The organism is Hydrogenophaga sp. (assembly GCF_030158645.1).
Taxonomy (GTDB): Bacteria; Pseudomonadota; Gammaproteobacteria; order Burkholderiales; family Burkholderiaceae_C; genus Hydrogenophaga.
Map to the genome: position 1 here is coordinate 38676 of NZ_JAOASO010000144.1, position 26287 is coordinate 64962.

Genomic DNA, 26287 nt, shown 5'->3' on the forward strand with positions numbered 1-26287 from the left:
CTGAAGGCACGGACCGGCAGCCCTTCCTTGTTTGACCGATTCTTGACGCCTTGAACCCGCGCCCTGGAGAAAGCGCCGCAAACCTGAGTGCGGTCCACCGCTCCCTGTGGCTCTCGGCGAAGGCGTCCAGACCATCCATCGGCGCCGTGCCTTTGGGGCCATGAACAGAAGATGAACGCGCCGTTCAGCCTGCATGCACGCATGCATTTCCACAATGCAGGCATGTCACACGCTGACCCGCCTTGAAAGAACGTCCCATGAAACACTCCCCCTGTCTTCGACATGGCTTGCTGGCGCTGTCACTCAGCTGGGCCGCGTTGCCAGCTCTGGCCGACGATGACTGCGATGCGCCGCTGAATCGCTGGCAGTCACGCGACGCCGTGCATCAGATGGCCGCCGCCCAGGGCTGGCAGATCCAGCGGCTGAAGATCGACGACGGTTGCTACGAAGTGCGCGGCACCGATGCCCTGGGCCGCACCTTCAAGGCCCGGATTGATCCGGAGACCCTGAAGGTCTTGAAGCTCAAGCAGGAAGACCACCAACGAGACCGTGATCGCGATCGCGATCGCAAGGCCGAATGACCACCACCCCCACCGGAGCACCACCATGTCCAGACCCCTTTTGACGATTGTGGCCACCGCTTGCGCGCTGGCCCTGCCCGCCCTGGCACACAGCCGCCCCCTCACGCTGACCGCCCAGCTCAAGAACTACGGCGGCGACGGCGCCTACATCGCGGCCTACCTGACCGATGCCAAGGGCGCCTATGTGCGCACGCTGTGGGTCGCTGGCGGCAAGGCCAAATACCACCAGCACTTGTCCGACTGGAACCGCCTCTCGGCCGGCGACACCAAGCGGCTGGACGGCGTCACCGGCGCCAGCGTGGGCGCGGGGCGAACACTCAAGGTCACCGCCGAGCTGGCCGACGCGCTGATCGACGCGGGCTATGAGATCCGCATTGACGCCGCGGCAGAAGACATGCGCGACAGCCCGTCGGAAGTCCGCATACCGCTGTCCACCGCCAACGTGGGCAAGCCACAGCCCGGCAAGCAGTACATCCAGTCCGCGACCTTCGAGCTCAAGTGAAGGCGCTCGCATGAGCTGGAAAGCCCTCCACCGCTGGCTGGGCCTGACCGTGGGCACCCTGGCCGTGGTGCTGGGTGTCAGCGGCGCCCTGCTGGCGATCGACCCGGTGCAACAGGCTTGGCAGGCACCCGCCGCACCGCGCGATCTGCCGGTGGCCACGCTGGTGGAGCGCGTCACACGCACCGTACCCGGTGCAGAAGAAATTCGTCGTCTGCCCTCGGGTGCCATCGTGGTGTTCAGCTTTGCGGGTGACCAGCCACAAGCGTCTTACGTGGATCCGGCCGCTGGCCGGGTGCTGGGTGCCTGGCAAGCCTCGGCGCTGCCGCGCTGGGTGAAAAACCTGCACCGCTCGCTGCTGCTGGGCGACGCCGGTCGTTGGGGTGCCGCGGGCATTGCGCTGACCATGGCCTTGCTGTGCGCTTCTGCCCTGATGCTGCTGCTGCGCCGCATGGGCGGCTGGCGGCGGCTGGCGGCGCGGGTGCGCGGCTCGCTGGCGCAGCGCATCCATGTGGTCGCGGGTCGCGTGGTGCTCGCCGTTTTGTGCCTGACGTCGCTCACGGCGCTGACCATGAGCGCATCGACCCTGGGGCTGGTCGCGCTGGACACCCGGGCCGAACCCGACGTGCTTTCTCAAGTCACTGGTCAGACCGCGCTGCCCGCCGCCCAACTGGCCGCGCTGCAAGGTGTGGCCATGCCGGATCTGCGCAAGCTGAACATTCCGAGCGCCAGCGATCCGCAAGACACCTGGAAGGTCACCACCGCCCAAGGTCAAGGCTGGATCGACCGGTATTCCGGCCAGATGCTGGCCTGGCAGGACGCCACCCTCGCGCAACGCACGTACGACCTCGCCGTGGTGCTGCACACGGGCGAAGCGGCCTGGCCCTGGGCCGTGGTGCTGGGGTGCGTGGGCGCCAGCGTGCTGCTGTTCTGGCTGTCGGGCGTTGTGATCTGGTGGCAGGCTCGCCGGCTGGCGCCCCACATCACGGGCAATGCCCCGCTGGCGCAGGCCGACGTGCTCATCTACGTGGCCAGCGAAGGCGGCAGCACCTGGGCCTTTGCCCAAACGCTGCAAGACGCGCTGAGCCAGGTCGGCCACCGCGTGCACACCAGCGCGCTGGAGAACTTTCAAACCACGGCCGCCACGCGGCAGGTGTTCGTGCTGGCCGCCACCTACGGCGAAGGCCAGGCCCCGGCGCACGCCAGCCATGCCCTGGCGCACATCGCCAGGCTCAAGGCTGGCGCCGTGCCGGTGACGGTGCTGGGCTTTGGCGACCGGCAGTTCCCCGCCTTCTGCGCGTTTGCCCAGGCGCTCGATGAGACGCTGCGCACCCAGGGATGGCCCGCGCTGCTGCCCCTCGAATGCATCCACCAGCAATCGGGCCAGCAGTTCGCCCGCTGGGGCATTGCACTGGCTCAAGCCATGGGTGAGCCCTTGGTGCTCGAGCATGTGCCGTGCACGCCGCCCACCACACCGCTCACGCTCACAGCGCGCCGGGACTACAACGGTGGGGCCGGGCCGGCCACGGCGATCCTGCGATTTGCCTGGCCGGCACAGACCCTGGGCGCACGCCTGCGCGGGCACGGCCTGGCGCGGTTTGCAGCGGGCGATCTCGTGGGCATCGTGCCGCCGGGTTCGGCCGTGCCGCGTTACTACTCGCTGGCCTCGGGCCAGGAAGACGGCTTCCTGGAAATCTGCGTGCGTCAGATGGCGGGCGGTCTGTGCTCCACGCATTTGCTGGGCCTCCAGCTGGGGGACAGCACCACCGCCTTCATCCGGTCCAACCCGGGTTTTGCATTGCCGCGAACGCGGCGGCCGGTGCTGCTGATCGGGGCGGGCACCGGCGTGGCACCGTTGGCCGGCTTCATCCGCCGCAACGACCGACGCACACCCATGCACCTGTACTTTGGCGGGCGCGACCCGGCGCGGGACTTTTACTTTGGCCCCGACATCCAGCGCTGGCTCGTTGAAGGCCGCCTGGCCACGCTGCACACGGCGTTCTCGCGCGTGCCCGATGGCGGCGGCTACGTGCAGGACGCTCTGCGACGCGACGCCGAGCAACTGCGTGACTGGGCCTCACAGGGCGCGATCGTGCGCGTTTGCGGCGGCCGCGCCATGGCGCAGGGCGTGGCCGAGGCGCTGGACGCGGTGCTGGCGCCGCTGCAACTGAGCGTGGCCAAGCTCAAAGCCAGCGAGCGTTATGCCGAAGATGTCTTCTGAAACAGCGGTGACTGGCCAGCGCACCACCCTGCACGGTCCGGCCATGGGCACGCGTTGGTCGGCCACGATCGACGCTGACCTCTCCCTGGACCGGGAAGCCTTGCGCCAGGACCTCGCCGCTGCGGTGGAGCGGGTGGACGGGCAGATGTCCCCCTGGAAGCCGAACAGCGACCTCCTGCGCCTGAACCGCGCGCCTGTGGACGCCTGGGTGGACCTGCCCGCCGACCTGCTGGCGGTGCTGGACTGTGCGCTCGATGTCCAGCGCCGGAGCGCGGGTGCCTTCGACCCGTGCGTGGGGGACCTGGTCGATGCCTGGGGCTTCGGCGCGGTGCGCGACACACCCGACGCGGCGGCCATCACCGCCACGCGCCAGACCAGACCACGCACGGTGCACGAAGGCATCGAGTTGGAACGGCCCGCGCGCCGTGCCCGCAAGCGCGCGCCCTTGCAAGTCGACCTGTGCGGCATTGCCAAGGGCTACGCGGTGGACCGCATGGTGGCTGTGCTGCAACAGCACGGTGTGCGGCACGCACTGGCCGCGTTGGACGGGGAGCTGCGCACCGTGGGTGCGCAGGCCAACGGCGTGCCCTGGGCGGTGGCGCTGGAGCAACCCGAGGAAGGCCACCGTGCGGTGCGTGGTGTCATCGAGCTGGAGGACCTGGCCTTGGCCACCTCGGGCGACTACCGGCGCTGTCTGCAAGTGGGCGATGCGCGCCTGGCCCACACCATGGACCCGCGCCGCCGCGCGCCGGTGAACAACGCCGTGGCGTCGGTCACGGTGCTGGCGCGCACCGGCATGCAAGCAGACGCCTGGGCCACGGCCTTGCTGGTGGCGGGCCCCGACGAAGGTCTGGCCATGGCGCAGCGCATGGGGCTGGAGGTGCTGTTCCTGCTTCGCCGAGCCGAGGGCCTGGTGGAGCTGGGGCTGGGTCGGTTTGGCCGTTCCTCAACCCCGTCACGTTGACGGCTTTCGACGGGCCCACTTGATGCCTTCAAACCACCACACGCTCAGCAAACCCAAGCCGCAGGCAGCGGCCAGCTCGTGGACAGGCAGCGGCGCGAAGCGCAGCACCCCCACCGCCCAGGGAACGTAGAGCGCCGCCAGCAACAAACCACTGGCCAGACCCAGCACAGCCCACAGCGTGCGGTTGGGCGTGCGCAGCGTCGCCCACAGCGAGCGGGTGCTCGAACGGTTGGAGAGGATCAGGGCGAGGTTGGCCACGACCAGGGTGGCAAACGCAAAAGCACGGGCCTCGGGCTCGGGGATGCGCGCACTGGCCCATGCAAATGCGGCCATGACGACGGCCAGCACACCCAACCCCTGAACCAGCGCGAGGATGAGGGTGGTGCCGCCAAACAGGGGGGCGCTCGCATCCCGCGGCGGGCGCTGCATCACGTCGTCTTCTGCCGGCTCGTTCTCGAAGGCGACCGAGCAGGCCGGATCGATGATGAGTTCGAGCAGGGCGATGTGCATCGGGTACAGCAAGGCCGGCCAACCCAGCAACACCGGCAGCATCGCCATGCCGGCGATGGGCACGTGCACCGCCAGGATGTAGGACATGGCCTTGCGCAGGTTGTCGAAAATCCGGCGACCCAGCCGAACAGCGGCGACGAGGGACGCGAAGTTGTCGTCGATCAGCACCAGCGAAGCCGACTCGCGGGCCACGTCGGTGCCGCGCTGGCCCATGGCCACCCCCACATGGGCTGCGCGCAACGCCGGGGCGTCGTTCACGCCGTCGCCCGTCATCGCGACAATCTCGCCTCGGGCCTTCAGTGCCTGCACGATGCGCAGCTTCTGCTCGGGCGCGATGCGGGCGCAAACGCTGACGGTGGCCAGGCGCTCGCGCAGTGCCCCGTCGCCCAGTCCCGCGATCTCGTCGCCGGTCAGCACATCCCCGTCGCGCACGGCCAGTCCGGCCTGACGCGCGATCACCCGCGCCGTGGCCGGGTAATCGCCGGTGATCATCACCACCCGGATGCCAGCGGCGCGGCACTCGGCCACGGCGGCGGGCACCTCGGCGCGCACCGGATCGGCCAGACCGAGCAAACCGACAAACTCGACGTCGAATCCGTGTTCTTCCGCTGGCCAGTCCTGGCCTGCAAACGATCCGCGCGCCACGGCCAGCACCCGCAGGCCCTGGGCCGCCAGCAACTCCACTGCGCCGCCGATGCGGGCTCTCTGCGCATCGTCGAGGTGGCACAGGTCCATCACCGCCTCCGGTGCACCCTTGGCGGCGACGGTCTGGAGGCCATCACCCGGCGCGGCCCACACGTGCGACATGGCCCGCAGCGCCGGGCTGAGCGCGTAGGTGCGCACCAGGCGCCAGTCGTGATGCAGGTGTTCGGTGTCCGTGAGAAAGCGCTCCCCCAGCTGATGGAAAGCTTTCTCCATCGGGTCGAAGGGATCGACCACGCTGGCCAGGATCGCGAGTTCCAACAGCGGGTGGAAGGCCTCGGGCAACCGGCTGTCGGCCAGCGTGTCCAGCGCCAGGCTTTCGGTCAGACCGAGACCACCGGCGACCAGGTGCGTCACCGTCATGCGGTTCTCCGTCAGCGTTCCCGTCTTGTCGGTGCACAGCACCGTGGTGGCGCCCAGCGTCTCGATGGCGTTGATGCGCCGGGTGAGCACGCCCTCCCGGGACAACCGGCGTGCACCCAGCGCCGGAAACACCGTCAGCACCACCGGGTATTCCTCGGGCAGCAAGGCCATGGCCAGGGCAATGCCCGCCAGCAGCGCCTGCAGCCAGTCGCCCTGGATCACGCCGTGCGCCAGGACCAGCAGCAGGCTGAGCACCAGCGCCAGCAAGGCGAGGTGGCGCACCAGCCGGGCCGTCTGTTTCTGCAGTGGCGATCGCTCACTCGCCACGGCACCGAGCGATGCACCGATGCGGCCGATCTCGCTGCGCTCGCCGGTGGCGGTGACCCAGGCGAGCGCATGGCCCTGCACGATCAGCGTGCCCGCGTACACCCAGGGCAGATCGTCACCGCCCGGCACCTGGCGCGTGGCGCCGGACGCCTTCCCCGATGCAGCGCGTTCATCGGCCCGGGCCACCCGCTTGCCCACCGGAACGGCCTCGCCGGTCAGCAGCGATTCATCGGCCCTCACGCCGTCGGCAGACACCAGCAGCGCATCGGCCGGAACCCGGTCGCCTTCGCTCAGCTTGAGCAGGTCGCCGCGCACCACGTCTCGCCCGGCGATGCGCAAGGGCCGACCGTCGCGCAGGACCAGGGCGCGCGGGCTCGTGAGATCGCGCAGCGCTTCGATGGCGCGCTCGGTCTTGCCCTCCTGGTACAGCGTGAGCCCCACGGTGACCACCACGAACCCGAAGAGCGTGAGTCCCTCCCGCAGGTCACCGAAGGCCAAGTACAGGGTGCCCGCTGCGAGCAGCAACAGGAACATCGGCTCGCGCACGGTGGCCCAGACCATCGACAGCAGGTTACGCCGCTGACCACCGGGCAAGGCATTGGGACCCTCTTGCGCCAGGCGTTGCGCTGCCTGGAATGTGGAAAGACCCCGGTCAAGATCCACCGCCGGCACGGGCGTTTCAATGGGGGGGCCGGGTGGGACGTCGGCCCGGGCGGCTTGGCTGGTCGGCATGTCCCGCCTTTCTGGCTGAGCGTTCTGCTCGGGTGGGTTCCTCCGCCGCAGTGTGTTCGCGGCTGAAGGCGCTTCCTGGAGCATGCTCAATGCCACCGGGAGACTTCGCATTCTGCGGCCACGCGCGGGCAATGAACCGCATCTTTGTTGCGCAGCGTCAATGGTTCGACGATGGGAGTGGCCACAATGGCTGGCAGCTCAACCGCGATCGCCCGACCCCGGCTGACGTGAAGCGAAGGAGTTTCCTTGTGTCCCTGGCGTGCAGCTCGCGGGTGTCCACCTTGCTCGTCGCGGCGGCGCTGGCAGGTCCTGCCACGGCCCAGGGTCGCGGTGAGTTGCTGTACACCGCGCATTGCAGCGCCTGCCATTCGGAACAGATCCACTGGCGCTCTGCGAAGGCCGTGACGGACTGGACCAGCCTCAAGGCCGAGGTCGTCAAGTGGCAGGGCATGGCCAGGCTGGCGTGGAGCGAAGACGATGTGACCGACGTGGCACGCTTCCTGAACGAGCGCATCTACCGTTTTGAGACACCCCTTGCAACGGCGTCCAAAGTTCCACCGAGCCTGCGGGCGCCCGGTGCAGGCGCTCCCTAGTCACCGCGTCGCACCTGCCATGTTCCTCACAACCCATCCAACGGCAACCGAATGGACATGACCATGAGATCCCTGCACAGCCACACCGAACGCCACCGGACGGACCGCATCGGCTGGTTGCGCGCTGCGGTGCTGGGTGCCAACGATGGCATCGTCTCCACCGCCAGCCTGGTGGTCGGCGTGGCCGCCGCCGGATCGAGCCACAGCAACGTCCTGATCACAGGCGTGGCGGGGCTGGTGGCGGGGGCGATGTCGATGGCCGCGGGCGAGTACGTGTCGGTGCATTCACAGGCGGACACCGAGGCCGCCGACCTGCGGCGCGAGAAAGCGGAACTCGCGGCGGACCCGGTGGCGGAGCAACGCGAGTTGGCGTCGATCTACGTGGGCCGGGGGCTGGGGCCCGACCTGGCGCAGCAGGTGGCCGCACAGCTGATGGCGCATGACGCGATCGGTGCCCATGGGCGCGACGAGCTCGGCATCTTCGACGCCCACCTGGCCCGCCCGATTCAAGCGGCGCTGGCCTCTGCGGCCAGCTTCGCCCTGGGCGCCCTGCTTCCGCTGGCCGTGACCGCCCTGGCCCCCGAGCGGGGCGTGATTGCCTGGGTCACCGGGCTTTCGCTCGCCTTCCTGGCCCTGCTGGGTGCTGTTGCCGCGCAGGTGGGCGGTGCCCGGGTGCTCGCCGGCGCCTGGCGCGTGTTTTTCTGGGGCGCTCTGGCCATGGGCATCACCGCGGCGGTGGGGTCCCTGTTTGGTGCGGTCGTGTGATCGAGAACAAATCGATCAGAGCTTCACCCCTTCGTGAACCAGGCGCCCGTGTGGAGCGCACCCGCTCAAGGCCGAACGGCAATTTCGTTGCGGACAGCCTTCACGCCGTTGACCCGACGGGCGAGGGATTCGGCGGTGGATTTTTCGGCGGCGCTTTTTGCGAAACCCGACAACATGACGGCGCCGTTGAGGGTTTCGACCCGGATGCTGGTCGCGTCCACCGTCTTGTTGTCGGCAAAGCGGCTCTTCACCCGGGTGGTGATGACCGTGTCGTCGACACAGGCACCCACGGATTCCTGGCCGCGCGTCACGGCACAGCCGGACGCGGTGAGCAACTCCAGGGCATCCCATCTTTTACGGACAGACTGTCCTGTCATTGATTCAACTCAACGCCAGCGCAAGCAAGGGCGGCGCGAGCCGGCGCGGCGGACCGAGCCCTCGCGTGACCCGCTGCATTGACACAGATCAAGGGTCAGGGGGCATGCGGGGTCCACCATGCAAGGCGATGCACCGTGAGTTCCTTGCCATCCTGGCTGGATTCGCATCTGCGTCGCAGGAGGCAGAGACCATGAAGGATCCCGCAAACCCCGTGGCAACCGCCCCCGAAGCGCCCAGCGTTCAGGACCGGTTTCCCACCGCGTACACCATCCTCTTTGCGCTGATCGTCCTGATGGCCGTGCTCACCTGGATCCTGCCCGCTGGCCAATACCAGCGCGTGGCCAATGAGGCTTTGGGCAAGGACGCGCCGGTGCCCGGCACCTACCAGGTGGTGGAGCCCGCGCAACAAGGTGTGTTCGACGTGTTGCTGGCGCCCATCACCGGCTTCTACAACCAGAGCACGGGCATGGCCAACGCCATCGACGTGTCGCTGTTCGTGCTCGTCATCGGCGGTTTTCTGGGTGTGGTGAACGCCACGGGCGCCATCAACACCGGCATCGAGCGCGTGATGCTGCGCCTCAAGGGCCGCGAGAAATGGATGATCCCCGCCCTGATGCTGTTGTTTGCCGCCGGCGGCAGCACCTACGGCATGGCCGAGGAAACGCTGGCGTTTTATGTGCTGCTGATTCCGCTGATGATCGCGGTGGGCTACGACGCGCTCACCGGCGTGGCCGTGATCATGGTGGGTGCGGGCATCGGCGTGATCGGGTCCACCATCAACCCGTTCTCCACCGCCATCGCTTCCAACGCGGCCGGCATTCCCTTCACCCAGGGCCTCGCCCTGCGGCTGGTGATCCTCGCGCTCGGCTGGTTGATCTGCGTGGCTTATGTGATGCGCTACGCCGAACGGGTGCGCAAGGACCCGGCGTCCTCGCTGGTGGCCGACCTCAAGGCGTCCAACGAGGCGCATTTCCTGCGCAACCGCGAGGACCATAGCGCATCGGTGCTCACCACCCGGCAGATGCTCATCCTGTTGATGTTCGGCGCCACCTTCGCCGCCATGGTCTGGGGCGTGGCATCGCAAGGCTGGTGGATGGCCGAGATGTCGGCCCTGTTCCTGGCCTCTTCGATCGCGGTGGGCCTGGTGGCCTGGCTGGGCGAAAAACCCTTCACCACCGCCTTTGTCGACGGCGCGCGCGACCTGCTGGGCGTGGCCCTGGTGATCGGGCTGGCGCGCGGCATCGTGGTCATCATGGACCAGGGCAAGATCACCGACACCATCCTGCACACCTTCGAAGGCTGGATCACCGGCATGCCCGACGTGGCGTTTGTCAACGCCCTGTTCGCCACCGAAGGCCTGCTCAGCCTGCTGGTGCCGTCCACCTCCGGGCTGGCGGTGCTGAGCATGCCCATCCTGGCGCCGCTCTCCGACTTCGCCGGCGTGCCGCGGAACCTGGCCGTGACCGCCTTCCAGACCGCGATCGGCATCACCAACCTGGTCACACCCACCTACGCCGTGGTGGTGGGCGCGCTGGCCATTGGCCGGGTGCCCTACCAGCGCTGGGTGCGTTTCATCTGGCCGCTGATGCTGATGCTGACCGTGCTCAGCATGGCCAGCCTGAGCGCGGCGGTGCTGCTGTGAACGCCGTCAGCGCCACCGATGCCGGTGCAGTGCGGCTGGGCGTGTATTCCGAAGTGGGCAAGCTGCGACGGGTGCTGGTGAGCGCGCCCGGCCTGGCGCACGAACGCCTGACGCCAGCCAACTGCGACGGGCTGCTGTTCGACGACGTGTTCTGGGTGCAGCAGGCCCGCACCGACCATTTCGACTTCGTCTCCAAGCTGCAGGACCGCGGCGTCGAGGTGCTGGAGATGGGCGAGTTGCTCGCCGACACCCTGGCCATCCCGGCGGCGCGCGAATGGGTGCTGCAACGCAGAATCACGCCCGACCACGTGGGCGTCGGCATGCTCGACGAGCTCAAGGGCTGGCTGTGGGACCTGCCCGCCGAAGCGCTGGCACGCTACCTCATCGGCGGTGTGGCGGTGCACGACCTGCCGTTCAAGCCCGCCGGCATGTTCGGGCCCTACCTGGGGGCCGACGGCTTCGTGCTGCCGCCGCTGCCCAACATGCTGTTCACCCGCGACACCAGCGCCTGGATCTACGGCGGCGTCACCCTCAACCCCATGCACTGGGCCGCGCGCCGCCAGGAAACGCTGCTGACCGCGGCGGTGTACCGGCACCACCCGCTGTTTGCGCAGGCCGGTTTTCCGGTGTGGTGGGGCGACCCCGACGTGGACCATGGCCCGGCCACGCTGGAGGGCGGCGACATCATGCCGATCGGTCACGGCGTGGTGTTGATCGGCATGGGCGAACGCACCACACCACAGGCGGTGGGGCAGCTGGCCCAGGCCCTGTTTGCGGCCGGTGCCGTGCAGCGCGTGGTGGCCTGCCAGATGCCGCAGTCCCGCGCGGCCATGCACCTGGACACCGTGTTTTCGTTCTGCGACCGCGACACCGTGACCAGCTTCGTGGGCGTCGCGAACCAGGTCGTCTGCCACAGCCTGTACCCGACCGAACGCGGGGGCATCGACCACCGGCGCGAGAGCCAGTCGCTGTTCGAGGTGGTGGCGCAATGCCTTGGGCTGAAGGAGCTGCGCGTCATTCCCACCGGCGGTGACAGCTACGAGCAGGCGCGCGAACAGTGGGACGACGGCAACAACGTGGTGGCCCTGGAGCCGGGCGTGGTGGTCGGCTACGACCGCAACACCCACACCAACACCTTGCTGCGCAAGGCCGGCATCGAAGTCATCACCATCCGCGGCAGCGAACTCGGCCGCGGCCGGGGCGGCGGCCACTGCATGACCTGCCCCATCTCTCGCGACGCTTGAAAGAAAAAACCATGGCATTCAACTTAAAGAACCGAAGCCTGCTGACCCTGCGCGACTTCACAGCGGACGAGATCGGCTTTCTGCTCAAGCTCGCCGCCGACCTGAAGGCCGCCAAGTACGCCGGCACCGAGCAGCCGATGCTGCGCGGCAAGGAGATCGCACTGATCTTCGAGAAGGACTCCACCCGCACGCGCGTGGGCTTCGAGGTGGCGGCGCACGACCAGGGCGCCACCGTCACCTACCTCGGCCCCTCGGGCAGCCACATCGGCCACAAGGAATCCATCAAGGACACGGCGCGTGTGCTGGGGCGGGTGTACGACGCCATCGAGTACCGGGGCTTCGGTCAGGCGGTGGTGGAGACGCTGGCGAAGTGGTCGGGCGTGCCGGTCTACAACGGCCTGACCGACCAGTTTCACCCGACGCAGATCCTGGCCGACCTGTTGACCATGCGCGAGCACTGCGAGAAGCCGCTGCGCGAGATCGCCTTCTGTTTTCTGGGCGATGCCGGCAACAACATGGGCGACTCGCTGCTGATCGGGGCGGCCAAGCTGGGCATGGACGTGCGCCTGTGCGGGCCCGCCTCGCTGTGGCCCGACCAGACCATCATCGATGAAGCCCAGGCCCTGGCCCGCGACAGCGGGGCGCGCATGCTGTTGACCGAAGACGTGGCCGCCGGTGTGAAGGGCTGCGACTTTCTGTACACCGACGTGTGGGTCTCGATGGGCGAGCCGGAATCGGTCTGGGCCGACCGCATCCGCCTGCTGCTGCCCTACCAGGTGAACGCCGCGGCGATGGCGCTCACCGGTAACCCGCGCGTGCGCTTCATGCACTGCCTGCCCGCCTTTCACAACACCGAGACCGAAGTGGGCGCACAGATCGAGCGGCTGCACGGCATCACCGCCATGGAAGTCACCGACGAGGTGTTCGAGAGCCCGGCCTCCATCGTGTTCGACCAGGCGGAGAACCGCATGCACACCATCAAGGCGGTGCTGGTCGCCACCCTGGGCGGTTGAGATGGCCCGCGTCGTGGTGGCCCTGGGTGGCAACGCACTGTTGCGGCGCGGTGAACCGGTGAGCGCGGCCACGCAGCGCGCCAACATCCGCCGCGCCGCGGTGGCCCTCGCCCAGCTCATGGCCGATGGACATCAGCTGGTCATCACCCACGGCAACGGACCGCAGGTGGGTTTGCTCGCGCTGCAGGGCGAGGCCGCCGGCCAGGCCGCCTTTCCGCTGGACGTGCTGGGTGCCGAAACCGAAGGGATGATCGGCTACGTGCTGCAGCAGGAGCTGGACAACGCCTTTGAGGGCGGTGCGCGTTTTGCGACGCTGCTGACGCAGGTGCAGGTGGACCCAGACGACCCGGCGTTTGCCGCGCCGAGCAAGCCGGTGGGTTCGGTCTACAGCGAGGCCGATGCCAAACGGCTGGCCGAACAACGCGGCTGGTCCATCGCACCCGACGGCGATGCCTGGCGGCGCGTGGTGCCATCACCCCGGCCGGTTCGCATCCTGGAGATCGAGGTGATCCGCCTGCTGGTGGACCAGGGCGTGACCGTGATCTGCGCAGGCGGAGGCGGCATACCGGTGGCGCAGCTGACCGACGGGACCTGCGTCGGCGTGGAAGCGGTGATCGACAAGGACCACGCCAGCGGCCTTCTGGCCGCAGAACTGCAGGCCGACGCCTTCCTCATGTTGACCGACGTGCCCGCCGTGTACACCGGCTGGGGCACACCGGCCCAGCACGCGCTGGGCGACGTGACCCCTGATGAACTCGCCGCGCTCGACTTTGCCGCCGGCTCCATGGGCCCCAAGGTGCAGGCCGCGTGCGATTTCGTGAACCACGGCGGCGGCATGGCCGGCATCGGGGCACTGGAAGACGTGGCCGGCATTCTGATGCGGCGCGCCGGCACACGGGTCGTGCCGTCACACGGCACATGAGGTCTGTGGCTTGGATCCGCGACGCGCAGACCCGGGTCCGTGTGCGTCAGTGCATGGAGCGGAACAAATGCCGCGGGATCTGCGATACCCACGGCGTCGGCGTTGGCCCCCTGGAAGCGCTCAGTCTCTCAGTACTCGGTGCAACAGTTCGCGCGCCGGTGCGCTCGCCAGGGTGTTGGCCAGCGTGCTGAAGTGCGCCTGGGGAAGGGCCGCCGTCAGTTCCGGGCCCGCCTGCTGCATGGCCTCGACGAAGGCGGCGGCGCGAGCGTCGTCGAGGTCTGCGCGGGCCAGGATCAGGTTCACCGATCCGACCGTGGGCAACGGCGACTCGATGCCCGGGTAGGACTGGGCCGGGACCTCCATCCCCTTGAGCAATGGATAGCGGGCGAGGATGCCGGGAATCTGCGCTGGCGACGGCCCGATGAAGCGAGCCCCACCCGGCGACTGGGCCACCTGCACGAACCCAGGCCAGCCCTCACCCGCGCCCCACAGCGCATCCGCTTCGCCGGTCAGCACGATGCGGGGTGAATCGGCGGCGCGTTCGACATAGATGGCCTTGAAATCACGGTCGATGTCCAACCCGATGCCCGTGAACACCTGACGGGCCAGCGCGACGAGCCCGCTGGTCCGCACGCCGAAGACGACGGGTTTGCCGGCCAGGTCTTCAAGGCGTCTCGCTGCGGACGCTCTGGGCACAGCCAGCATGCCGGGGCTCGGGTACATCGCATACAGGATGCAAAGGCCGCCCGCGGGCCCTTTCTGAAGCACTTCGTCGGCGGACGTGCCCTGGATCAGGGCCATGTCCAGTTCGCCGCGCTGCAGGAGGTCGAGATTGTCGACCGTGCCGCGGGTGGGCCGCGCGTGCAGCCAGTCCCGGCCCTGGCGCCGGTTCAACACGGTCTGCAAGAGCTCGTCGTACTGCGAGAAGCCCCCGCCGGGCGTCGAGGTTCCCAGCCGCAGCGGCCGCCAGGCGGCAGGGACCGCAGACGGTGCGTTTCCTGCTGAAGGTTGGGTTGCGGCCTTGCGCGGCAAGGCCAGAAGACACGCACAAAAGGGCGCCGCCAGCAAGCAGCGGCGGCGCAGGCCCACCTTGGCCACCAGGGCCGAATCAAGAAGGGAACTGTCGCAGGGCATGGGAGCTCCTTGGCGGAAAGGGTGCCGGGCGGGTTGGGACGCACCGGAGCTCAATGTAGACGAACGCCCGGTTGGCTTGCGTCCGCTGCGGTTGTTCGGCCCGCATGGGCTTCTGGCCAAGCGTCAACCGCTGGATTCGGGTTGGGCGCTTCGCGGGCCAGTTCGAACGTGCGGCCGGTCAGCCGCGCACAGTCACCGGAACACCTTGACGGCCTGAGCCAGTCGTTGAGCACGACTGCCCAGCGATTTGGAAGCCTCGCTGGACTGCTCCACCATGGAGGCGTTCTGTTGCGTCATCTGGTCGAGCTGGCTCACCGCGGCATTGACCTGACCGATGCCCGTGCTCTGCTCCCGGGCTGAGCGGCTGATGTCGGTGATCATGCGGGTGACCGATTGGGCTTCCCTCAGGATGGATTCCATGGCGCGACCCGCCTCCGCGGTGAGCGCTTGTCCGTTCTCGACCCGCTCCGAACTGTCCGTGATCAAGGTCTTGATTTCCTTGGCTGCCTGCGCGCTGCGCTGGGCCAGGTTGCGAACTTCGCCCGCCACGACGGCAAATCCCCGGCCCTGTTCTCCTGCGCGCGCGGCTTCCACCGCTGCATTGAGCGCCAGGATGTTGGTCTGGAAAGCAATGCCATCGATCACCGAAATGATGTCGGTGATGCGCCGTGAACTCGTGCTGATTTCGTCCATGGTCTTCACCACGTCGTTCACGATCAGGCCACCGGCCCGTGCGGCCTCACTGGCTTTTTCGGCCATCGTGCTGGCCTGCACGGCGGTTTCACTGGTGGTGTTGACGGTGGCGGTCATCTGCTCCATGGACGCAGCGGTTTCCTCCAGGTTGGAGGCGGCTTGCTCGGTGCGCACACTGAGATCCCGGTTGCCTTCGCTGATTTCGCGGCTGACGTTGCTCACGCCGTCGATCTGGACGCTGACATCGTCCAGCAAGGCCCGAAGGTTCAAGCCGGACTGGTTGACCGTGCGCATCAGCATGCCGATTTCGTCCACCCGATCCAGCTGTTAGTTGCTGCCGGGCTGACCGGCGGCCACCGATTGCGCCTGGCGCACCACGCGCTGCAACGGCGCCACGATTTGCCGCTCCAGCCACCACCCCAGCGCCGCCAACATGACGGCCACCTGGGCGCTCTGCACCACGGCATCCGACGTGGGCAGGAGGTAGAACACCGACGCGGTGATCGCACAGAACGCCATCACCATGGGACAGAGCACGCGGGCGCGCAGCGACGCTGTTTGCGTCCACGACAAGAGGCGTGCCGCGCCGGTGCGCACGATGAGCCCCTTGTGAAAGGCCAGAGAGCCTTGCTCTCCTCTGACGAAACGGCCGTACAGGTTCTCGGCGGCCTGCACTTCCGTGCGCGAGGGTTTGGTGCGCACCGACATGTAGCCCACCAGCCGCCCCTCGCGAACCACCGGCGTCGCATTGGCCCGAACCCAGTAATGGTCCCCATCCTTGCGGCGGTTTTTCACCAGCGCCGTCCAGCTCTGGCCCGCTTTGAGGGTGGCCCACATGTCGGCAAACGCTTCACGGGGCATGTCGGGGTGACGAACCAGGTTGTGTGGTTGACCCACGATTTCTTCGGCGGTGAAGCCGCTGACCGCCAGGAAAGACTCGTTGGCGTAGGCGACGTGACTGTCCACGTTTGTCGTGGACAGAAGTGTGGCGTTCTCCGGGAAGTCGTATTCGCGTTGCGTGACAGGAAGGTTCTGGCGCATGGGGAACTCCTAAGGTGTTGAGTCATAGGCGTTTCGGCGGAATTCCTTTTGTCTTGAACAAATGAAGCGCCAGCTTGTGCGAAATTCCCTCGGTGGCTGGCTGCGGGCCCCCACCGGTGCCGTTCACGGCGACTTGCGTCCACGCCCCCGTCCGCCTCGAATCCGGCGCGGAATCGCCGGGCCCTGGCCCGAGGAGGCAGGCCGCACCAGTGCATGCGAGGGGAAGGAAGGGGTTGGGAGACCCGGCGGTGTGCACCGGGTTCGCTGCCGCAGGCGCAGGACAGCGTCACCGCGCCGCCGGGGGAGTGTTCAGACGGCGGGAGAGCGCGCAGGCGCAGCGGGACGCGATGGCCGCCGCCGCTCGCGCACCGGCACTGACTTACCGGATGGTCACAGGCGCGAGCGCGCGCGTGAGGCTGGCCTCGCCACGGCCATGCAGCTGGACCTTGTAGCCCTTGATGGTGTCCTGGCGCGCGGTGTTGAGCAGCTGGTTGGTGATCTGCACCGGCGTCGCCTTGGTGAACTTGCTGCCCAGCACCGCGGCGTAACCGGTGATCACGGGGGCCGCGAACGAGGTGCCGTACAGGCCGGTCTGGGCGCCTTCCACACCGACCACCAGGAACTGCTTCTGCACCGCCGTGTCGGTGCCGGCGGTGTTGGAGTAAGACGCCAGCGTGGCGGGCGCGGCCTTGGTGCCGTTGGTGTTGAGCGCACCCACGTAAATGGCGGTCGGGGCGCCCTTGAGCGCGAGGTTGAGGTAGTCGGTCTGGCCGCGGGCGTTGCGACCGAGCACGGCGATGCCGTCGTTGCCGGCGGCCTTGGAGATCACGGCGGTGCCGTTCTTGGCGTAGGTGATGATGGAATTTTCCTGCGCGCTCCAGCGAATCTGGCTGGCGCTGTAGCCGGCGGCGGCCATCATGCCGTAGCTCAGGTTGAGCACGTTGAGGCCCTTGCTGAGCTTCACCGCGGTGCCGCTGGTGAAGTCCTGCGTGGCCACACTGGCCAGCGGCGCGATCATGCCGGCCTCCATGGCGGTCCACTGGCCGTGGCGCAGCCGCTGGCTGGCGGTGCCCAGCTTGCCGTTCAACAACGAGGCACTGCGAAAGTCGTCGACCACGGTGATGGTCACCCCTTGACCCTTGTAGCCCTTGGTCCATGCGTCACCAACCTCGGTGCTCATCCACCCGGGCGTGGCGGCCGAGGCCGCCAGCGCGGTGTCGATGGTGGCTTCGCCGTCCTGGGCGAAGACGGCAGTGGCACCGAGGGCGCCGCAAAGGGCCACGGCGAGTGTGGCGGGGTGTTTCATGGGGGTCTTTCTGCTGGGTTGGACTGGTCAGAACGCGTGGGAGAACAGGACCGACACCTGCCGCTGGTCACGGGCGGTGTCGTTGAACAGGTAGCGCAGCGTCTCGGTCGGCTCGAGTTCGGACGCGGCCAGGCGGCAGTTCACCGCCTGCACACCACCGATGTCGCCGTAGTCGGCGGTGCAGGGGCGCTCGCGCAAACGGCCGCCCAGCGTGGTGGTGGCGCGCAGCGTGAACGTGGTGCGGCGGCCAAGGCGCGCCTGGTGAATGAGGCCGAGCTTGAAGCTGGGCGAGATGCGGTACTTGACGCCCTGCTCGCCCGTGCCCACGCCCCAGATGAGGCCGGTGTCGCGGGTGAGCTGGGTCATCCAGGCGATCCGAACGTCGGTCCAGCGGGTGCTGTACCAGGCGGCAAAGTCCACGCGATCGCCACCCGACGATTCAAAGCCCTGGCCCTTGAGGCCCCGCATCCGGCCGGAGAGGTCGGATCCCTGCCGGATCTCGATCAGGCTGGTCGAGCGGGCCGATGGCACGGCAAGCGCCCAGTCAGCGTCGCTCCATCCTGCGGCCCGCACGCCGCTCCCGGTTGCAAGGCCGAGCAACAAGCACCCCAGCACCCGCGCGCGGCCGATGTTCAACGCCGACAGCGTCGGCCAGGGGGATGGGGTGGGGTGGGGCTGGGTCATGCAAACCGGCTCAAGTGGCCGCCTTGTTGCCCGTAGAGATCGACCCGGCCCGGGTGGGCTTGAGGGGTGTTTTGCGCAGATTCGACGCTTATCGAGCCTCGGTGTGCTGTCCGTCACACGGCGCACCCGGCGTGGTTCGCAATTGCCGCTTCATCAGCTTGCCGTTGGGGTTGCGCGGCAGGGGTGTGGGGCTCAGGGTCAGGTGCTCTGGCACCTTGTAATCGGCCAGGCGCTCGGCGCAGAAAGCCTTCAGCTCCCCCACAGCCAGATCAAGGCGCTGCGTGTGCACATGGGCGTGCACGCGTTCACCCAGGACGGGACAGGGCACACCCACAACGGCGGCTTCGATGACGCCGGGCATCTGCAGCAGCACGTTCTCGACCTCGGTGCTGAAGACCTTGTAACCGCCCCGGTTGATCATGTCCTTCTTGCGGTCCAGAACCCGGACGTAACCCTCTGCGTCGACACAACCGAGGTCGCCGGAGTGCCACCACCCCGCAGTGAACTCGCGGGCAGTGGCGGCCGCATCGTTCCAGTAGCCTTTGACCACCATGGGCCCGCTGATCCAGAGTTCCCCCACTTCGCCAGCGGGCAGTTCACACCCCTGCTCGTCCATCACCACCACCGCCGCGCAGGGCAAGGGGATGCCCACCGTGTCGGCGTGCGCACGGGTCTGGCCGATGGGCATCAGGGTGGTGGGCGAGGTGGTTTCGGTGGCACCGTAGGCGTTCAGCAGTTGCAGGCCGGGAAGGCACTTCGCCAGATCGTCGATGGTCGAGGTGGGCATGGGCGCACCACCAAAGCCGCCGATGCGCCAGTTCGGGAGCTTGAACTCGCTGAAGTGGGGATCGAGCAGCAGGAGCTTGTACATGGCCGGCACCATCAGGGTGTGGGTCATCCCTTCCCTGGCGGCCAGTTGCAGGAAACGCGTTGCCTTGAAGGTCGGCAGCACCAGCAGTGCGGCACCCGCCCCCACGACCGCCATGAGGTTGGCAATCAGGCCTGTGACGTGGGTCACCGGAACCGCCAGCATGGATCGGTCGGACTCGGTCAGCGCCATGCAACCGATGAAATGCCGGACCGAGTGCACGACGTTGAAGTGGGTCAGCATCGCCCCTTTGGGACGCCCGGTGGTGCCCGAGGTGTAGAGCACGATGGCCGTGTCCTCCTCGTGCACAGGCTGGACGTGGCCGCACGGTGGCTCCAGGAGCAACCCGTCAAACCCGCCACGAAACCGCTGATCCGCATCCGCGAGGCCAGCCCGGGGGCGCTGTTGGTCGGTCTCCAACTCGGCCGGGACATCGACCGAGACCACCCACTGCAAGGCGGGCGCATCGGTCGCACCGGGCAAGCGTTCAAGCAGGTGGCTGTCACACACCACGCCTCGCGCGCCGCAGTGCTGGATGATCCAGGCCAGGCCTTCTTTTTGTTCGCGTGGCCCCACGGCCACGGCCACCGCACCCAGCTGTTGCAGTGCCAACATGGCCATCACAAAGCTCGGGTGGTTGCTCTGGTACAGAACCACCCGGTCGCCGGGCTGCAGGCCCAGTTTCAAAAATCCGCTGGCCGCACAGGCCGAACGTTCGGCGAGTTCACGCCAGGTCCAGCGCTGCGCTTCAAAGACCATCGCCAAACGCTCACCGTGGCGCGCCACCGTGGCTTCCAGCATGGCATGCAGACTGCCCCATCGGTCCGGAAAACACGGCAGCACGCGGTCACCAAAGTGGGCTTCCCGGCGCCGCGCCGGCACCTGAATGCCGGCCCAGAGGCCCTGCAAGCCCGGGTCGGCTTCTGCAGCGAAGGCGTCGGTGGTCATGCCACCGCGCGACGAGGCGCTGCGTTGGATCCCCGCTCGATCACCACTTCCTGGTCGAGCATGGAGGCTGCGTGATTGAGTTCAGACTGCGCGATCACCACGGTCATGTCTTTGCCGCGCAAGCCGAAGATCACGTCCGAGAGGCGTTGTGACAAGGCGGGTGCCACCCCTTCAAACGGCTCGTCGAGCAACAGCAGGCGTGTGCCGACCGCCAGTGCGCGGGCCAGGGCCACCAGCTTCTGCTGGCCGCCCGACAGCAACAAGGCGCGGCGGTCCTTCATGTCCTTGAGCTCGGGCAGCACCCGGTACACCATCTCGAGACACGCCTGCGGCTGCAGGCTGGACGACACCCAGACGGGAATCAGGATGTTCTCCTCCACCGTCAGCTCGGGCACGAGACCGCGGTCTTCAGGCATGTAACCAATGCCCAGGGCGGCACGCGCGTGGGGCGGCATCGTTGCCAGGTCCTTGCCGTCCCACAGGAGCCGGCCCTGCGTGGGCTTCAGGTGGCCCATGACCGTGCGCAGCAAGGTGGTCTTGCCCGCCCCGTTGCGCCCGACCAGGCCCACCATCTGGCCCACGGGGACCTCCAGGGAGAAGCCCCGCAGGGCCTGGACGGACTGGATGGTGACGTGCACCGAATCGATTGTCAGCATGTCAGTGCCCTCGCTTGATCGAACCCGTGACGTAGCGCTGGACCTGGGGATCGTCCAGCACGGTCGACGGTGGGTCATCGGCAATCACGCGACCGCTGTAGAACGCGATCACCCGGTCCGAATACCGCGTGACGATTTCCATGTCGTGCTCGACGAACAGAACGGTCACCCGCTCGCTCGCCAGGGCCGCGCTGATGGTGTCCATCATGGGAAATTTTTCGTCCACCGACACGCCGCTGGTGGGCTCGTCGAGCAGCAGCAGCTTGGGTCTGCCGGTCAATGCCATGGCAATGTCCAGCAACTTGCGAACACCGCCGGGCAATTCCGACACCCGTCGGTGGGCGTGCTCCTCGAGACTGAACTTGGACAGCATCGCCATGGCGCGGTCGATCCGGTCGGACGCGTGGGCCGGTCGCCAGAACGACTGATGCCCATCGTTGCAGGCGGCGGCCACGAGCATGTTGTCCAGGGCGCTCATGTCCAGCGCCAGTTGCGGAATCTGGAACGAGCGCGCCACACCCAATCCGGTGATCCGCCTCGGTCCCAGGCCCGCGATGGACTGGCCATCGAGTTCGATCGTTCCGGCGTCCGGCTTGAGGTAGCCCGTCACCATGTTGACGAACGTGGTCTTGCCTGCGCCGTTGCTGCCGATCAGACTGACCCGCTGGCCGGTGGGGATGTCGATGTTGACGTTGTCGGCGGCGGTCACGGCGCCAAAGGACTTCATCAGGCCCCGTGCCGACAGCATCGTCTGGGTCTTGGCGGTCGTCATGCGGAGCCTCCTTCCTGGCCGGTGGTCTTCTTTTTGCGTCGGTTCGTCCAGAGACTCCCGAGTCCCAGGGGCAGGAAGCGGATGACGACCAGCAAAAACAGGCCCATAGCCAATTGCCAGGTGTTGGGGAAATACAGGTTCGAGAAGGAACGCACCACCTCGACGACGAACGAACCCACGAACACCGCGAGCATGCTGTGGTGCCCCGCCAGGATGGCGACAAACACAAACTCACCCGACGTCGTCCAGTAGGCGAAGTTGGGTTCGATGTGGCCGAGCGACATGAGCGTGAGTGCACCACCGACACCCCCCATGAACGAAGCCAGCAGGTAGTTGAGCGCCACCGCCTGCGACACCGATGCACCCAGGTACTCCACCCGGAGTTCGTTTTCACGGATCGCCAGCGAAACCAGGCCGCGCACCGAGTCCACGTAGATGCGGGCCAGGGTGGCCAGCACGCCCACCACCAGCACCGCCACGCTGTACAGCAGCCAGTTGGATTGCTCGGACGCGATGCTTTGGCCAAACAGCGTGGGTCGGCTGACATTGAAGCCATCCGAGCCACCCAGGGCTTCCGTCTTCACCAGGATGCCGTAGAGCACCATCGAGATGGCCAGCGTCAACATCGCAAAGAAGATGCCCCGGTAACGCGACAACAGCGGTGCGAACGGCAGTGCGCACAGGACCGCGGCCCCGCCGCCGATGAGGACCATCAGGAAGGCATCGGTGATGCCCAGGTGGTTGGCGGCCATGGCGCTGGCATAGCCGCCCACGGCAAACACAAAGCCCTGGCCGAAAGACACCACACCGATGCGCATCAACAGCACGATGCCCAGGGACACCAGACCGTGCGACAGCGCCATGGTCGACAAGAAGAGCAGCCACTTGGGCATGGCCAGGCCGGCTGCCAGAAACAGCACGGTCAGCGCCGTGCCGATCAGAAGCGTTTTTTTCAAGCTGTTGGTCATCAGATCTTCCTCGCCTGGATGCGATGAAACAGACCCTCGGGCCGAAACATGAGCACGATGGCCATGGCGATGTAGATGCTGAAGAGTTCTGCCGCAGGCCAGGTGTGAACCGCCAGTGCACGCGCCAGACCGACGATCACGGCACCGATCGCCGCACCCTCGATGCTGCCCAGGCCACCAATGATCACCACCGCAAACGAAACGATGATCACACCCGAGGCCAGACCCGGCTGGACGGAGATCATGGGCGACGTCAGCGCACCAGCCAGCGATGCCAGGAAGATGCCGAACATGAAAGCGAGGGTGCAGACCTTCGCCACGTTGATGCCCATGCTGGCCGCGATCTCGTTGCTGTGGATCACCGCCAGCACGATCTTGCCGGTGCGGGTGCGGTTCAGGCCCCACCAGACACCCAGGCCACAGACGATGGCGAAGCCGATCAGGACGAAGTCGTAGCCCACGTAAGACATGAGCCCGATATCGAGCACGCCGAACAGCATGTAGGGTTCGGTCACGTAGTACGGGACCGCGCCCCAGATCAGCTTGGTCACGTCCTCCAGGATCAGGAACAGCGCATAGGTGACCAGCACCAGCAGCACTTCATCGCGTCCATAGAAAGAGCGCAGCAACAGCCGCTCCACCAGGGGCGCAAGCAGGAGCGACACGGCCAGGGCCGCCAGCAGCATGAACAGCAGGGACCAGGCCGGTGACATGCCGGCACCCACCGACCAGGACACAAACGATGCGGTGACGTAAGCCCCGACCGCGTAAAAGCTGCCGTGGGCAATGTTCAGGATTTTCAGGACGCCAAAGATCAGCGTCAGCCCCAGGGCCACGATGAAGAGCCAGGAGGCATAAATGATGCCGTCAAAAAGGATGGTGAGTGCAAGCATGTGGGATTCCGCTCCAGGTGGAGGACCGCTGGAACCGGACGCAGCACCATCGATGCCGGCCGGGACAACTCGCGTGTTGGACCATGCCCCTCTGCAAACAGAGGGGCACGGCGCAGACGATCGTGAAAGGTCGTTAAACGACGCGGGTCAGCACTTGGCGCCCTTGAAGCCGCTCTTGATCCAGTCTTCGGTCTTCATGTCGGCGGGCGGATTCACGCACTCGGCGGGGAATCGCATGATGTCCACCAGATCCACCCGCTTCTTCTCGGGGTTGTACTTGGTGGTGCCGATGGCGGTGTCCTGGATGGCCTGTTGGCCTTTGCCATTGACCATGCGGATCATGCCGGCAGGGGACTCCCATGAGGAGCCGCGCAGGGCTGCCGCGAGCTGCTCGGGGTTGGGCTTCTTGCCACCGTTGGCGGCCATCGCCTTTTCAACCGCCAGCTTCAAGCCCATCAGGCTTTGCGCCATGCGGTAGGGCGCCTGCACGGGGATGACTTTCTCGCGGTCCTCGTACAGCTTGAACCACCAGCGGTTCAAGGGGGTGTCGGGTGACATCAGGCCGTAAGCACCGCGAGCACCGAGGATCACGCCATCGGGCATCTTCTCGCCCAGACCCGGCAGCACGTGATCGCCCGCCGACAGGACCAGTTGCGAGCGGCGCATGACACCGCGCGGGCCCGCTTGCAGGATGAACGACTGCAGGTCGCCACCCCAGAGACTGGAGTGCGTGACGCTGGCGGGCGAGGACAGCAGCGACGAGATCTCCGTGCCGTACTGGCCAGCACCGAACTTGGGGCGCAGGTCCTGGCCCGTCTTGGCCTGCGGGAACAGCTGCTCTGCGCTGAGCTGGAAATCCTTGAGCGAATCGTGACCCCAGGCGTAGTCCTGATTGATGTAGTTGATGGTCTCGACCTTGGCGTTCTTGGCCTTCAGATAGCGACCGAGCGAGACGTTGTCCATCGCGGCGTGTGCGGCCGTGCGGAAGACATAGCTGTAATCGCGCTCTTCAAAAATACGGGGGGTGCCGCAGTCGTACAGGATGAGGAAACGCTTCATTTCCTCGGCCACGGGCGCCACGGCCAGGCAGTCGCCCGAACCCACGTAACCCACCACGGCATCCACTTTCTCGCGGTCGTACAGGTTGCGCAGTTCCTGCACCTGCTTGGTCGCACCACCGGCCTCGTCCACGTAGATGGCCTCGATGCGCATCCCGCCGAAACCCTTGTTGTTGTAGGGTGCCGGCGCCTGGCCGTTGTTGAAAGCCTCGACCAGCAGCTTGGCTCCGTTCACAGCCGGGATGCCGAAGCTGTCCGCCGCCTGGCCCGAAAGGAAGCTGACAATACCGACCCGGAAAGTTTCCTGCGCTTGCACCTGAGTGGACAGGCCAGTCCCCAGCAACATCGCCGCAGCCACCGCCGACAGCTTCACCAACAGTTTGTTCCGTCTCATCACTTGTCTCCAGAATTTTTTGAACGACCAGCACAGCCCTGCGTCGAAAAGACCGCAGGGAACAATGACCAGAGTCACCAGCGCCCAGCCTTGCCGGTGGGCGCCACCATCGGGGCTCAGATCACCGTCTGATGGCCCTGAAGGTGAAGGCATCCTATCGACCGCCCAGGGCATGACTTGTCCCTGCAGCGACAAGACGCCGACAACGGCCGCGAGACCCCATGGAAACCCTAGGCGCCCGAACCGTTGTCGACGTGTGAAGGCGGGTGGGTTTTGCAGGCGCGTGCGCGGGCACGGACCATGGGGCGCGTGAGGCGATACACACCATGAAGACCGATGCACAACACGAGATGGGCGTGTAGGCCGAACTCGCATCGGAGCCGGCGGTGGATTCGTCGCACAGCGGCGTTGCCGAACAGATGGTGCGCCCCATCACGGGTGTGCGCGATGGCACCGACCGCATCACGCTCAAGACCACCTGCACGCCCTCGAACCTCGCCGGGCGCATGGAGCAGGCGTTGGGTCACCAGGCCGAGCGCGAGACCAAGGCCATCGAGGTCACGGTCAATGGGGCCTCCGCCACGTTTTGCGGGCAGGTGCATTCGACCCGGCCGCCCACCACCACACCCCAGCCAGGAGCTCGGCGCGCCCAGCCACCTGCGCGGTGTGAGTGAGATTGACGCTCCCACCCGCGACCATCGCGTCACCCCCGACAGAACGCTCCATCGAGATAGCGGTTCAGGCGGGAGCCTGGTCCTGCAACGGAGGCAGCGAGACGGACACCGAAGGCACCCGTTTGAGTTCCAGCAGAAAGCGCCGCAGCGCCGGATCGCGCTGGCATTGGGGCACCACACGTTCGGTCAGCGCCAGCCGGGTCAGCGCCGGGTGCCCGCACAAGCGCTCCAGATCGTCCAGCGCCTTGGCTTGGCCGGAGCCGCCACAGGTGCAGAACAGCGCCACGTGGGTCAGCGCCGCGTGATGTCGCCTCACCCAGGTTCGAACGGGACTGGCCACGCCCCAGAACCACACGGGCGTGCCCACAATCACCAGGTCGTAGTCGCCCGGGCGGTGGCGCCCCTGTTCGATGGCCGGGTGCAAGCCCAACAGCGCTTCGAGCGACGACCGCAGATAGCCGACCACCCCCCGGCGCGGTTGGCGGTCCTGGATGCGTTCCAGGTCCGCGTGGCAGCGAGACGCGATCTGCCGGGCGACGAATTCGGTGTGCCCACTGCCGGAGTAATAAACGACCAGGATACGGTTCATGGTGCCATTCCTTTCATGACCACCCACACATCACGTCATCAGCCGCAGCGGCACGGGCGAACTGTCGACGTCCTCCAGGACCGGGGGCGCAAGGGTCGCGCCGTACACCGGGTTGCTCCCGTTCACGCGTGCCGTGGTCAAGCCATCGACGGC

Annotated in this window: 23 protein-coding genes and 1 pseudogene; 11 read left to right on the plus strand and 13 right to left on the minus strand. The window is 67.1% G+C overall.

Annotated features, from left to right (window positions below; all coding sequences use genetic code 11):
- The first annotated feature begins 242 nt into the window (after positions 1–242).
- The 4 genes from Q1W68_RS15260 to Q1W68_RS15275 are packed head-to-tail and all read left to right on the plus strand — an operon-like array spanning position 243 to position 4265.
- Positions 243–581: a PepSY domain-containing protein gene (locus Q1W68_RS15260; RefSeq protein WP_366146714.1), complete on the plus strand. Its 339-nt coding sequence runs from the start codon at positions 243–245 to the stop codon at positions 579–581.
- Between the two features lie 25 nt (positions 582–606).
- The gene (locus Q1W68_RS15265; RefSeq protein WP_300652264.1) at positions 607–1083 is read left to right on the plus strand and encodes a DUF2271 domain-containing protein; all 477 of its coding nucleotides are present in this window, start codon (positions 607–609) and stop codon (positions 1081–1083) included.
- A 10-nt stretch (positions 1084–1093) separates the two neighbouring features.
- Positions 1094–3301: a PepSY domain-containing protein gene (locus Q1W68_RS15270; RefSeq protein ID WP_300652261.1), complete on the plus strand. Its 2208-nt coding sequence runs from the start codon at positions 1094–1096 to the stop codon at positions 3299–3301.
- Entirely contained in the window at positions 3282–4265 is a 984-nt protein-coding gene (locus tag Q1W68_RS15275; RefSeq protein WP_300717043.1) for an FAD:protein FMN transferase, read from the plus strand. Before Q1W68_RS15270 ends, Q1W68_RS15275 begins: the two co-directional genes overlap by 20 nt.
- Here the strand turns inward: Q1W68_RS15275 and Q1W68_RS15280 are convergent.
- The gene (locus Q1W68_RS15280; protein WP_300658223.1) at positions 4257–6899 is read right to left on the minus strand and encodes a cation-translocating P-type ATPase; all 2643 of its coding nucleotides are present in this window, start codon (positions 6897–6899) and stop codon (positions 4257–4259) included. The genes Q1W68_RS15275 and Q1W68_RS15280 overlap by 9 nt on opposite strands.
- Before the next feature lie 272 nt (positions 6900–7171).
- On the opposite strand from Q1W68_RS15280, the gene Q1W68_RS15285 reads away from it, so the two are divergent.
- Both Q1W68_RS15285 and Q1W68_RS15290 read left to right on the plus strand, forming a co-directional pair.
- Positions 7172–7492 (plus strand): cytochrome C, encoded by a 321-nt coding sequence (locus Q1W68_RS15285; RefSeq protein WP_300655011.1) that lies wholly within the window; start codon positions 7172–7174, stop codon positions 7490–7492.
- Between the two features lie 63 nt (positions 7493–7555).
- Complete coding sequence (locus tag Q1W68_RS15290) at positions 7556–8257, plus strand: VIT family protein (protein ID WP_300655013.1); 702 nt, start codon at positions 7556–7558, stop codon at positions 8255–8257.
- 65 nt (positions 8258–8322) lie between these two features.
- Here the strand turns inward: Q1W68_RS15290 and Q1W68_RS15295 are convergent, their stop codons facing one another.
- A complete protein-coding gene (locus Q1W68_RS15295) occupies positions 8323–8634 on the minus strand; it encodes a BON domain-containing protein (protein WP_300655016.1) in 312 nt (103 codons plus the stop codon).
- A 191-nt stretch (positions 8635–8825) separates the two neighbouring features.
- On the opposite strand from Q1W68_RS15295, the gene Q1W68_RS15300 reads away from it, so the two are divergent.
- From Q1W68_RS15300 to arcC, 4 genes are read left to right on the plus strand one after another with little or no spacing between them, the layout of a single operon-like run.
- A complete protein-coding gene (locus tag Q1W68_RS15300) occupies positions 8826–10277 on the plus strand; it encodes a YfcC family protein (RefSeq protein ID WP_300655019.1) in 1452 nt (483 codons plus the stop codon).
- The gene (arcA, locus tag Q1W68_RS15305) at positions 10274–11521 is read left to right on the plus strand and encodes an arginine deiminase (RefSeq protein ID WP_300655021.1); all 1248 of its coding nucleotides are present in this window, start codon (positions 10274–10276) and stop codon (positions 11519–11521) included. The genes Q1W68_RS15300 and arcA overlap by 4 nt, the downstream gene beginning before the upstream one ends.
- 11 nt (positions 11522–11532) lie before the next feature.
- Positions 11533–12534 (plus strand): ornithine carbamoyltransferase, encoded by a 1002-nt coding sequence (argF, locus tag Q1W68_RS15310; RefSeq protein WP_300655022.1) that lies wholly within the window; start codon positions 11533–11535, stop codon positions 12532–12534.
- A gap of 1 nt (position 12535) precedes the next feature.
- A complete protein-coding gene (gene arcC / locus Q1W68_RS15315) occupies positions 12536–13456 on the plus strand; it encodes a carbamate kinase (protein WP_300655023.1) in 921 nt (306 codons plus the stop codon).
- A 120-nt stretch (positions 13457–13576) separates the two neighbouring features.
- Here arcC and Q1W68_RS15320 read toward each other — a convergent pair whose 3' ends face one another.
- The 10 genes and pseudogenes from Q1W68_RS15320 to Q1W68_RS15365 all read right to left on the minus strand — a co-directional run bounded on the left by Q1W68_RS15320 (position 13577) and on the right by Q1W68_RS15365 (position 24871).
- Entirely contained in the window at positions 13577–14590 is a 1014-nt protein-coding gene (locus tag Q1W68_RS15320; protein ID WP_300655025.1) for a TAXI family TRAP transporter solute-binding subunit, read from the minus strand.
- Between the two features lie 192 nt (positions 14591–14782).
- Positions 14783–16324: pseudogene (locus Q1W68_RS15325) on the minus strand (methyl-accepting chemotaxis protein).
- A 379-nt stretch (positions 16325–16703) separates the two neighbouring features.
- Positions 16704–17630 (minus strand): S8 family serine peptidase, encoded by a 927-nt coding sequence (locus Q1W68_RS15330; RefSeq protein ID WP_300655027.1) that lies wholly within the window; start codon positions 17628–17630, stop codon positions 16704–16706.
- Positions 17631–17657: 27 nt separating this feature from the next.
- On the minus strand, positions 17658–18314 hold the full coding sequence (locus Q1W68_RS15335) for a hypothetical protein (protein WP_300655030.1): 657 nt from the start codon (positions 18312–18314) through the stop codon (positions 17658–17660).
- Positions 18315–18402: 88 nt separating this feature from the next.
- Positions 18403–20130, minus strand: coding sequence for a class I adenylate-forming enzyme family protein (locus Q1W68_RS15340; RefSeq protein WP_300655031.1), 1728 nt, complete (start codon positions 20128–20130; stop codon positions 18403–18405).
- Entirely contained in the window at positions 20127–20786 is a 660-nt protein-coding gene (locus tag Q1W68_RS15345; protein ID WP_300655033.1) for an ATP-binding cassette domain-containing protein, read from the minus strand. Before Q1W68_RS15345 ends, Q1W68_RS15340 begins: the two co-directional genes overlap by 4 nt.
- Before the next feature lies 1 nt (position 20787).
- Entirely contained in the window at positions 20788–21558 is a 771-nt protein-coding gene (locus Q1W68_RS15350; RefSeq protein ID WP_300655034.1) for an ABC transporter ATP-binding protein, read from the minus strand.
- Complete coding sequence (locus tag Q1W68_RS15355; RefSeq protein ID WP_300717044.1) at positions 21555–22514, minus strand: branched-chain amino acid ABC transporter permease; 960 nt, start codon at positions 22512–22514, stop codon at positions 21555–21557. Before Q1W68_RS15355 ends, Q1W68_RS15350 begins: the two co-directional genes overlap by 4 nt.
- Positions 22515–22525: 11 nt before the next feature.
- Positions 22526–23419: a branched-chain amino acid ABC transporter permease gene (locus tag Q1W68_RS15360; protein WP_300655038.1), complete on the minus strand. Its 894-nt coding sequence runs from the start codon at positions 23417–23419 to the stop codon at positions 22526–22528.
- 147 nt (positions 23420–23566) lie between these two features.
- A complete protein-coding gene (locus Q1W68_RS15365; RefSeq protein ID WP_300655040.1) occupies positions 23567–24871 on the minus strand; it encodes an ABC transporter substrate-binding protein in 1305 nt (434 codons plus the stop codon).
- 386 nt (positions 24872–25257) lie between these two features.
- Here Q1W68_RS15365 and Q1W68_RS15370 point away from each other — a divergent pair, with 386 nt between their 5' ends.
- Positions 25258–25545, plus strand: coding sequence for a hypothetical protein (locus tag Q1W68_RS15370; protein WP_300655042.1), 288 nt, complete (start codon positions 25258–25260; stop codon positions 25543–25545).
- A 64-nt stretch (positions 25546–25609) separates the two neighbouring features.
- Here the strand turns inward: Q1W68_RS15370 and Q1W68_RS15375 are convergent, their stop codons facing one another.
- Entirely contained in the window at positions 25610–26134 is a 525-nt protein-coding gene (locus Q1W68_RS15375; protein WP_300655045.1) for a flavodoxin, read from the minus strand.
- Positions 26135–26287 lie beyond the last annotated feature (153 nt).